The following is a 9,501-nucleotide window of genomic DNA, read 5'->3' as shown; positions in this document are numbered from 1 at the left end:
TCGGCGAGGAGAATATCTTTATTTTTGGTCATACCGTCGAGCAGGTCAGCGCGCTGAAGCTGGCGGGTTACGCACCGACAACATGGCGTAAAAAGGATGCGCAGCTTGATCGGGCGCTGACCGCGCTGGAGGACGGCACGTTCAGCGACGGCGACCGGACCGCTTTCGCCGCGCTGACGCGCAGCCTGGGGCCGGAGGGCGGCGATCCCTATCTGGTGCTGGCCGATTTCCGTCACTATCTTAACGCCCAGCAGCAGGTTGAAGCGCTGTGGGCCGATCGGGACGCCTGGACGCGCGCCGCTATCCTGAACACCGCGCGCTGCGGCATGTTCAGCGCCGACCGCGCTATCCGCGACTATCAGCAACGCATCTGGCAGGCCGCGCGCTGAGGATCGCCATGAAACCAAAAAACCACCTTGATCTCGCGGCGGACGGCCTGATTGCGCCAGATTATATTGACGCCCACGGGCGGCCGCAGCGGGTATCCTCCTTTACCCGCGAGCGGCTGCTGGGGCTGATGCAGCCGCTGAGAGGCAGCGCGTCGCCGCTGCCGCCTGCGGTTATCTTTCGCCAGGGGGAGCCGCTGGCGCTCACGCCGGTTCTTTTCGCTGCGGCCGACTGGCAGTTGACCAGCGAAGCGGGCGAACGCTGGTCTGGCCGCTGCGCGGCCGGCGAGACGCTTTCGCTGCCGCTTTTGCCGGATGGCTACCACCAGCTGACGCTGGAGCATGAGGCGCAACGCTACCGCTGCTGCATTATCGTCGCGCCGCCGCGCTGCTATGAGCCGGCCGCGCTGCTGGCGGGCGAATCGCTGTGGGGCAGCTGCATTCAGCTTTATACGCTGCGTTCGGCGAATAACTGGGGCATCGGCGACTTCGGCGATCTGCGGCAGATGATCGGCGAGACGGCGAAACGCGGCGGCGCCTTCGTTGGGCTGAACCCGCTGCACGCCCTTTTCCCTGCCGAGCCGGAGAGCGCCAGTCCTTACAGCCCCTCTTCCCGCCGCTGGCTCAATATTCTCTACATTGACGTCAACCAGGTGGCTGATTTTCAGCAGAGCGACGCGGCGCAGATATGGTGGCGGCTGGAGGCGACGCAGCAGGCGCTGCAGGCGGCGCGCAGCGCTGAATATGTCGATTACCGCGCCGTGACGCGCCTGAAGCTGGAAGGGTTGCGGCTGGCCTGGCAGCAGTTTCGGCGTCGCGACCCGGAGGATGCGGAGACGGCGGCGTTTGACGCCTTCGTCGAGGCGGGTGGCGACAGCCTGCTCAGCCAGGGACTGTTCGATGCGCTGCACGCCGAGCGGCGCGCGCAGGATAGCGACTGCCACGGCTGGCAAAGCTGGCCGGAAGCTTTTCAGCATCCTGACAGCGCCGCTGTGCTGGCGTTTCGCATCGAACAGAGTGACGAGGTGCGCTTCTGGCTCTGGCTACAGTGGCTGGCGGCGCAGCAGTTCTCAGCCTGCTGGCAGATTTGTCAGCAGCACCAGATGCCGATTGGGCTCTATCGCGATCTGGCGGTAGGCGTGGCGCGCGACGGCGCTGAGACCTGGCGTGAGCGGGAGCTTTACTGCCTTGAGGCGAGCGTCGGCGCGCCGCCCGATATTCTTGGCCCGCTGGGACAAAACTGGGGACTGCCACCGATGGATCCGCAGGTGATGGCGGCGCGCGCCTTCGAGCCATGGATCACCCTACTGCGCGCCAGTATGCAGGACTGCGGCGCGTTGCGTATCGACCATGTGATGGCGCTGCTGCGTCTCTGGTGGATCCCGCAGGGCGAAAGCGCGGCTGAAGGTGCCTATGTTCACTATCCGGTGGACGCGCTGCTGGCGATCCTGGCGCTGGAGAGTCAGCGCCACCGCTGTATGGTGATAGGCGAAGATTTAGGCACTGTGCCCGCGGCGATTGTCGATAAGCTGCGAGACGCCGGCGTTTACTCCTACAAGGTGCTCTATTTCGAGCAGACGTCGAAGCAGGCTTTTCGCCCGCCAGCGCAGTGGCCGCGTCAGGCAATGGCGGTCGCCACTACCCACGATATGCCGACCCTGCGCGGCTGGTGGCGGAGCGACGATCTCCGTCTGGGAAGCGAGCTTGGCCTCTATCCCGATAAAACTATTCTGGCCGGGCTTTACCGCGACCGACAGGCGGCGAGAAAAGCGCTGTTGCAGACCCTGCTGCGCAGCGGCGCGCTGCCGTCGCATCAGCGGTTTCAGCGCGGCGGGGCGCGTATGACCAGAAGGCTCAGCCGGGCGATACTGGATTATCTGGCGGAGACGCAGAGTGCGCTGCTTGGTTTACAGCCGGAAGAGTGGCTGGATATGGCGACGCCGGTGAACGTGCCGGGTACCATTGATGCCTATCCCAACTGGCGACGCAAGCTCAGCGCAACGCTGGAGGAGATGTTCAGCGACCCTGCGGTCGATACGCTGCTGGCGCAGGTTAACAGAGGCAGAAAAAAGGTTAAGTAGCGATTAAACGTTAGTCCGCCGCGTGCGGGCTGACTTTCTCGCGGCAGCAATATTTATGGCGCAGTCGGGTGCCAGGCTAATGCGGCCCGGCCAACAGCCAGAAGCGATCCTTTCGCTATTCCAGCATCAGGATAAACAGGGGTTTTTCTAACAAATTCTATACATTAAGGCGACAAATACACTAAACGGCAAAGCAAAAATGCTACGCTGCATAGCCTGCTGTTCATTGATAATTTCAATAAATATCAATCACATAATCTCTTCTTAAAATAAACCGCTCGTTCCAAATATACGATTAAGGTTCGTTTTCCCATCCTTAGTAACAAAAACGGCGCGGCTGTTTTTTTTCTTTATAATCCATTCTGATTTAACGAATCGATCTGCAAGAATATTTCCCAGAAAACCGCCAAGATGCGGGACGCGTTCAGTCCAGTCCATGCACTGGATTGCAGCTTTTTCAGGGATTGACTCCGGGCCAGCTGGAAGCAAATTATGATAGTGAAGCCAGTCAGCCCCGTTACTGGTCAAATGAATAGTCTTAGAATGATCTTCAGTCTGAATGTAATGTAATTCGAGCAACTTTTGATAAATTAAAACGCCAAGATGTCCAGCCAGATGATTAAAACAAAAACGAGCATGACATATTTCATTCTCGGGTAATTTACGGCGTATCCCTTTACTACTGGCAAGATACATAACCGACTCTACAACAGAGGCTACTTCAGAGGAGCTGAGCGTAAAATACTTAAATTTACCTTGCTTAAAGGTTTTAACAAGGCCGCTGTCAACAAGTGCTTTAAGATGAGCCGTTGCGGCTGAAGGCAGAAGGCCAGTTCCGTATGCCAACTCTTTTGCCGTGAAATATCGTCCCTCCATCATCAGAACTAACATTTCAAGTCTGCGCTGATTCCCCAAGGCTATAGCTAACTGATTTAAAAGGTTTTTATTAAACATAGTTCATCCTTGACTGAATGGTTAGAACTTGCAACATATCCTGAAACGTTCTAATTGTATTTTCGCATTGGATCTTAATGCAAAACAAGTTTATTTCATTTAACTATAGGTAATGCTGGAAATCATTTTTGTCCGAACAAAACAGGAAAATAATCGATGAGGATAGCAGTGCCCAAAATGATTATACGGAGCCAGCCCCGGCTCTTTCAGCTCTCGTGTCTGTGACAACGGGCGCTATGATCTGTGAAGCAATTAAACTGTTAACTGATCTACAGCCGCCCTCGCTGACAAACAATCTTAAAACCTTCTCTTTTGATGATTTGACTATCACTACAACTGAAAAGTGGAGGTTAAATCCAGAGTGTAATTGCTGCGAAATTATCGAAGGCCGAAAATGAATAAACTTATTTTATCTTATGCCAACACTTCTTTTGGCTTCTGGCTGATATCATTTCTTATACCATTGATTGTTCTTGACATTAGTGGTTCAGCTTTTCTTGTCTCTCTTTCCTATGCGCTGAATGTTCTTCCTTATATAATAATAACCCCTTTCGCAGGGGTCATTTGTGATATTTATAACAGGAAAAATATCATTATGGCAGGGGAGTTATTTTGCTGCATTACATCATTGTTACTGTTTTTTATTATCGATTTTAACCCTTCAGCTTACCTTGTTATAGGGCTCGGTTTTATTGTATCGTCCTTGTCAGCAATGCATCATCCTGTTTTTCAGTCGTTAATACCTGACCTGTATGAGCAAAATAAAATCAAGAATATTAACGCAAGTGTTGGCGTTATTGACAGCACTGTCAGCATACTTGCTCCGGTTGTTTTAGAAGCATTATTCTATAGATTTTCCAGGCAATCCGCATTGATCCTTGTTACCTTTTGTTATTTCTTATCTTTTATAATAATTTTAACTATAACTTATCATGGTCGTAAGTCACAGGCGATATTGTCTTTGCAACACATCTGGGGTTCTTTACGGAAAGGTTTTGAATATGTCTTAGACCAAAAAGCATTATTCAATTTATCCTGCCTTTTTTTCTTTATTAATATGGGTATCAGGGTTGTATTCCCCAACCTGATTTGGATTTATAGTGCCCAGTTTCATTTGAGCTCAGAACAAATTGCTTTAATGTTTGTGATTATTGGGGTTGGCTCTATTTTAGGTGCGCGCATCGGTGCAGCTATAATTGGACGGTTTGCCGATGTTTCTATCATTATCTATTGCTCAATGATGATTGGCTTATGCAGTATACTGTTACTGGCCGCAAATAGTGCTCTGATGCACGCCATTACCTGGGCACTATCCTCTTTAGTTCAATCGATTATTGTTGTTACCTATTTTACCTACAGACAGAAAGTCACAGAGCCTTATATACTCGGGAGAGTAGTATCAGTTACAAGATTAATATCTTATATGGCTATACCTCTGGCTTCGGTATCAAGTGGCTGGGTAATATCGGTTTATGACTCTGTAACTGTTATTTATATTTTCAGCGCGATGGTAATTCTGGTGCCGCTTTTATTCTATTGGCAGGCAACTCGAAAAGCAGTCTGAAAGATAAAAAGTCATTTCAATGCCTGCCTTTGGCAGGCCTGATGGTAAGAAATTAATACTCTAAGATCTGGTGCTTTAAGCCTGGTAAATACTCCTTTTTGATATGTTTTCATCGCCTCAGATTCTTGAGACTGAGCCGATGGAAAAGAAGAGCAACCCTACGCCTCATGACACCACTTTTCGCCAGCTCCTGACCCACCCGTACGTTGTGCGGGATTTTATAGAGCTCTCTTTAAAATAGCGGTATAATTATTAGTTTAATAAAAAACCGCTAATTACTAAAAGAGTTCATCACCTGTTAGAAAAATGTCAGGGTGAGTTACAAACCTATTCGGTCAAAATCCGTTTCATTTTTTACACCATTCTTATTTTTTAATTTGATGTCCTCGCTCTGAAGAATCAATTTAGCAACTTCATATTTTGTCATTGCATAAACTTTTGTAGGAATGTAAAAGCCCGGATCTCGGCGGATAATCAATAGCGGTTCCTGAGTATCCTTCTCTGTATATACAGTGAGATCATATTGCTTAAAGAGCGCACTGTCCATTAGCGCCTGTGCAGTTCGGTTTCTCTCATCAACAGGCTTAACTGCCCATTTCAGGAATTCCGTGAAGGGCTTGATATCCTCATCAAAGTGATCAACCCTGACGCCGCCCAGGTAGCTGTAAGAGCCATAGTCCATTATATAAAAAATATACTTGTTGCGGTCCTGTATTTTCAGTGTATACGTGCTTGGACTGGATTTGACACCATCCTTAAAATTCCAGTAAGTGATATCGCTCTTGTACATCTGATAATCCCTGAATGTAACCGCTTTATTAAAAGCCTCCGCGTATCTAGGAGTACATCCAGTGATATATGCACATCCCGCTGTGACTAATAGAGTAAGAAAGATATTCGCAGATAGTTTCTTCAGTTTATTGAGGGCAATGTAATGCATCTTAGTTCTGATCCTTCAGGTTATAAATAAAGAGGCAGGCTCATAATACAGTTTCTGCAGTGCTAATGCATTATCTAAGGTCGCTGTTCACCAACGATATTCGGGCCCAGTCAATAGTCCCTTCACTGTGATATCATCATCCCAGACTTTCGAGACTGAACCGATGAAAAAGAAAAACAACCCTACGCCCCATGACGCCACTTTTCGCCAGTTCCTGACCCACCCGGACGTCGCGCGAGATTTTATGCAACTGCATCTCCCGGCAGAACTGCGTGCTGTCTGCGATCTCAGTACCCTGAAGCTGGAATCCGGCTCTTTTGTTGAGGACGACCTGCGCCAGTATTTCAGCGACGTGCTCTACAGCCTCAAAACCTCAGCCGGCGATGGCTATATCCACGTCCTGATTGAACACCAGTCCACGCCTGACAGGCATATGGCTTTTCGCCTGATACGCTATGCGGTCGCCGCGATGCAGCGCCACCTTGAGGCTGGCCATAAAAAGCTGCCGTTGGTGATACCGGTGCTGTTCTATACCGGCAAACGCAGCCCCTACCCTTATTCAACACGATGGCTTGACGAATTCGACGACCCGGCGCTGGCGGAAAGCCTTTATGGCAACGCGTTTCCCCTGGTGGACGTGACGGTCATCCCGGATGATGAGATCATGACGCATCGCAGCATGGCCGCGCTGACGCTGTTGTAGAAACACATTCACCAGCGCGACATTGCGACCCTTACCGATCGTCTGGCCACGTTACTGATGGCGGATACTCTTTCTTCACCCCAGGTAATAGCGCTGATACACTATTTACTACAGGCAGGCGAGTCAGCTGACTACGAAGCCTTTGTTCGCGAGCTGGCACAGCGTGTGCCGCAACACGGAGACGCACTCATGACCATCGCGCAGCAGCTTGAACAAAAAGGTATCGAAAAGGGTATCCAGCTTGGGCGGCAGGAAGGAATTAATGAAGGGAAGCTCAAAGGTAAGCTCGAAGTAGCCCGGACTATGTTGCAGAACGGCCTCGACAGCAATACCGTTATGAAAATGACCGGCCTCTCTGCGGATGACCTGGCCCAGCTTCAGCACTAAATCGACTATTGGATTCCAGCGAAAAAGCCCGGTATAAACCGGGCGCCTGGTGTCAGCTAAACCAGACAGAATAGTGTGTAGTGGTGTAAAGAGAATGATTATTTCAGCTCGCCATCGCTCAGAAAAGCAATGTGTCACTATAAAAATCAACTATAAAGCCCCTCTTTAACAACCCTTCCCTGATAACGATTCATCTATCCTCAGTCGCTCGTAAAAAAAAAGGTGCGCCGTAGCGCACCAGGTGGGGCAACTCAGCACTGTCGGGGCAGCTTCACCCCTTGCCTTTAACACTGCTGATAAAGGTTTTACGCGCCGACGTCGAACCCAGTCGTTCCGCCTCGTCCAGCAGCCTGAGCGCCTTGTCGATATTGCCCTGATCCACCGCCTGACGGATGCTCTGATTAAAGTAACTTTCGGTGTCGCTCACCAGCGGCGCCGACGGTGTCGCGGGCGCGGTACGGGCTGCCGCCTGCGTAACCGGCTGGGCGCTGCCGATCGTGACCGGCGCCGGGCCGGCGGAGCCAAACAGCGGGCCGACCAGAATCGAGGAGGCGGAGCTGGTAGAGACTTTCAGCTTAATCTTGCCGTCTACGCCGTGACGCGCGACGGGATCGGGAATATCGGGCACCGCATGGCCGGTGCCTCTGGCGTAGGCTTTCGCCGGATCGACCAGCGTGGTGGTCTGGTTGAGATCCTGCGCGGTGGTGAAGACCAGCAGATAAATTTTCTGCTGACCCGGCGCGGGCGTCAGCTTCATCACCCCTTCCAGACGGTCAGCGCTCATTACGCCCGGCTGCTGATAGGTAAAAAAGCGGCTCGGGAACCAGGCAGCGGGACGCAGATTCTCGTCAAGCACCAGCACGTTAGGAGCGAATACCTGATTGTGCGACACTTCGCTGCTCAGCGTTACCGTCATTTCGCCCTGGCTGGCGGGCAGGCTGTAGGCGGCGACCGGCCCGGTGATGCCGCTGGCCTCAAGCTGGGTACCGCTGGTGGCCAGCGTGGTGATCTGCGGACGTGAAGAATCAACGGGCTGCCAGTTCAGACGCTGCAGGCTCGCTGTCGGAATAGTGGGCGCAGCAGAGAGATCCTGCGGCACCAGATTGATCTCAGCATGCGCAGGCAAGGCGAGGCTCGTCAGCAGCGCGGCGCTCAGACAGAGCGCGGTAAGCGTTTTCTTTTTCATTTTAGGTTCTCAACAGGCTATCGGGCAGCCGCTCAGGCCTGGCAATGGCCGCTGCCGCCCAGAAAATGCCGTACGCGGAACGTACGGCTTCTGCTTGCTTTACAGGACGAGGCGGCTTACCACCAGATTTCCATCTGCGCGCCGAAACTCCACTCATCGTTGTCGCCGCGGCTGTTGGTAAACAGGCCGTTACCGGTGCTGTCCGCGGCGGCCAGCGTCGTCAAATCGCCCGAAGCGTCTTTGCTGTAGCCCCACTTCTCATCCCATTTGGCATAGGTGGCGAACAGGCGCAGCGCCGGACGCGACCAGATGCTGTCGCCCGCCTGCCACTGCTGGGCCAGGGTGATTTTGTACTGGCCGTTGCGTTCGCTGACCTGCTGCGACTTCACGTTGTCGTAGCCCACTTCCAGCAGGGTGCTCATGATCGGCGTCCATTTGTACATAGGACGCACGCCGACGGTGTACCACTCGGTGCCGCGGTTGTTATCCAGATCGACGTTCTGGTACATCGCGACATACATCAGGTCCCAGCGATCGGCGAGAGAAATCGCGCCGTGATCGAGAACGCGGTACATGCTGCCGTTGTTGTTGATGTTGGTGCCCTGCGGCACGCCTTTACCCTGCGACGTCAGCGCATCGGTGGCGTACTGCAACACGAACTTGTTGTAGCCTTTGAGCATGCTCTGGGTATGCTCCGCCGTAAACATCCAGCCATCTCTCGACGCGCCGTCTTCGATACGGTAGCCGTCGCGCGCGTTGGCGCGGCCATAATCGACGCCCAGCTCCAGCACGCCGTTCGGGTTGGTTTCCAGTCCGGCAAGGCGCACGTCGAAGACGTCATTGGCGGTGCTGGTGGCGTAATCGCGGATGCGATCGCTGGAGAAGGTGTAGGAGCCGCCCGACTCCGAGGAGCGCGTCGCCGCGAACGAGAGCTTGCCGAAACCGAGATCCACATCTTCCAGACCGGCACCGGGGCCAGAGATATCCCAGTAGTAGAAGTCGATCATATGCACGTCGTGGCGCTGATAGAAGCGTTTACCCGCCCAGATGGTAGAACCAGGCAGCGCGTCGATCAGGTTTTTGCCTTTGACGTTCGCCTCGCGGAAGGCGGGTGAGGTCGCTTCCCAGTCATTCTGTTGCGATACCGAATAGGCGACGTTGGTGTCGAAGTAGAAGCTCTTGTCGCCCTCTTTCCACACTTCCTGGCCCAGTTTCAGCTCGGCGTAGGTTTCGCATTCGTTGCCCAGACGGTATTTGCTTTGCGCGCCGGTGGCCTGAAAGCACTGTTGTTCGCCGCCGC

Annotated in this window: 7 protein-coding genes and 1 pseudogene; 4 read left to right on the top strand and 4 right to left on the bottom strand. The window is 52.9% G+C overall.

The features are described 5' to 3' along the window. The coding region (locus B3797_RS14685) for a glycogen/starch/alpha-glucan phosphorylase (RefSeq protein WP_311791463.1) at positions 1–389 on the top strand (389 nt) is incomplete at its 5' end. Positions 390–397: 8 nt separating this feature from the next. Continuing rightward, positions 398–2,467: a 4-alpha-glucanotransferase gene (gene malQ / locus B3797_RS14680; RefSeq protein ID WP_311791462.1), complete on the top strand. Its 2,070-nt coding sequence runs from the start codon at positions 398–400 to the stop codon at positions 2,465–2,467. A gap of 264 nt (positions 2,468–2,731) precedes the next feature. On the opposite strand, the gene B3797_RS14675 is transcribed toward malQ, so the two are convergent. Then, the gene (locus B3797_RS14675) at positions 2,732–3,421 is read right to left on the bottom strand and encodes a winged helix-turn-helix domain-containing protein (RefSeq protein WP_311791461.1); all 690 of its coding nucleotides are present in this window, start codon (positions 3,419–3,421) and stop codon (positions 2,732–2,734) included. Between the two features lie 394 nt (positions 3,422–3,815). Here B3797_RS14675 and B3797_RS14670 point away from each other — a divergent pair, with 394 nt between their 5' ends. After that, a complete protein-coding gene (locus B3797_RS14670; RefSeq protein WP_311791460.1) occupies positions 3,816–4,985 on the top strand; it encodes an MFS transporter in 1,170 nt (389 codons plus the stop codon). A 319-nt stretch (positions 4,986–5,304) separates the two neighbouring features. Here the strand turns inward: B3797_RS14670 and B3797_RS14665 are convergent, their stop codons facing one another. Then, complete coding sequence (locus B3797_RS14665; RefSeq protein ID WP_311791459.1) at positions 5,305–5,775, bottom strand: hypothetical protein; 471 nt, start codon at positions 5,773–5,775, stop codon at positions 5,305–5,307. A 313-nt stretch (positions 5,776–6,088) separates the two neighbouring features. On the opposite strand from B3797_RS14665, the pseudogene B3797_RS14660 reads away from it, so the two are divergent. Then, a pseudogene (locus B3797_RS14660) lies at positions 6,089–7,015 on the top strand (Rpn family recombination-promoting nuclease/putative transposase). A gap of 271 nt (positions 7,016–7,286) precedes the next feature. Here the strand turns inward: B3797_RS14660 and malM are convergent. Both malM and B3797_RS14650 read right to left on the bottom strand, forming a co-directional pair. Beyond that, the gene (malM, locus tag B3797_RS14655; protein WP_311791458.1) at positions 7,287–8,201 is read right to left on the bottom strand and encodes a maltose operon protein MalM; all 915 of its coding nucleotides are present in this window, start codon (positions 8,199–8,201) and stop codon (positions 7,287–7,289) included. 116 nt (positions 8,202–8,317) lie between these two features. Further along, positions 8,318–9,501: maltoporin (locus tag B3797_RS14650; protein ID WP_311791457.1), on the bottom strand; the 1,184-nt coding region annotated here is incomplete at its 5' end.

Source organism: Pantoea sp. UBA5923 (genome assembly GCF_002431095.1).
Lineage (GTDB): Bacteria > Pseudomonadota > Gammaproteobacteria > Enterobacterales > Enterobacteriaceae > Pantoea > Pantoea piersonii.
Note: the sequence above shows the minus strand (reverse complement) of the source record. Positions and strands in the feature narration are given on the sequence as shown.